The organism is Shinella sp. GW821-FHT10F02, assembly GCF_058809275.1.
On the sequence record NZ_JBXASL010000026.1, the window covers coordinates 1 to 903 of the forward strand.

Annotated in this window: 1 protein-coding gene; it reads right to left on the bottom strand. The window is 65.2% G+C overall.

All coding sequences use genetic code 11. The annotated features are described in order from the left end of the window. Positions 1 to 726, bottom strand: a 726-nt coding sequence (locus AC1RWL_RS32175; RefSeq protein ID WP_493097560.1) for an IS110 family RNA-guided transposase, incomplete at its 3' end; no start/stop codon positions are given. Positions 727 to 903: the final 177 nt, after the last annotated feature.

A 903-nucleotide genomic window follows, 5' to 3' on the forward strand; every position in this document is an offset into this window, starting at 1 on the left:
GATGAAGCTCTTGCCGCGCCACTTGCCCGATTGCCGCGTGAAGGGAGCCAGTCCCGCCAGTGAGGCGATCTGACGCCGGTCGAGGGTGCCGAGCTCCGGCATCTCGGCCATCAGCGTGCGGGCCGTGGTCGGTCCTACACCCGGTACGGATGTCAAAAGCGCTGCACGCACCCGCCACAGGGGCGACGTGCGGATACGGCCGTCGAGATCGTCGTCGAGGCTTTCGAGTTCGCGCCGGAGCGCCGCAAGCAGCCGCCTGATGCTCTTGTGCGTTTCCTTCGTCTGCGCCATCCGCGCCCGGTTCTCCTCCGCCGTGATCATCTGCACGATCTGGCGGCGGCGCGAAACAATGGCCGAAAAGGCTTGGCTCTCCTCATCGCGCAAGGGCCGGATCTGCGGCCTGGTCGCGCCCACGAAAGCGGCGATCACCGCCGCATCGATCGGATCGGTCTTGGCGCGCCGACCAAGCGCATTGGCATAAGAGCGCACCTGCGCCGGATTGACCACCACAACGGCAAAGCCGGCTGAAGACAGCGCGGCAGCGGCAAGCATCTCGTAGCCGCCGGTCGCCTCCAAGGCCACGACATCGGCCTTCATCTGCGATAGCCGCACGATCAGCGCGTCGATCCCGCCATGGTCGTTGCCGACGAAAAAGCTCTCCCCGGCTGGCAGCACATGTCCGTCCAGCCGATCCTTGGAAACATCGATACCGACAATCACATCCATCTGATCCCATCCTTGCCTAAGCGGGCTTCGCACATGCAGGCGGCCCTGGCGACTGTTCGGGTTCGATGGAACGGCGGATGATGGCCCGAGCTCTCCCGCGGGCTTCAAGGCCCAAAGGTGCTGCGGCCTCTCATCCGCCACCGCAACCGGCAATACACCGCCAATCCCGGTGAAAGG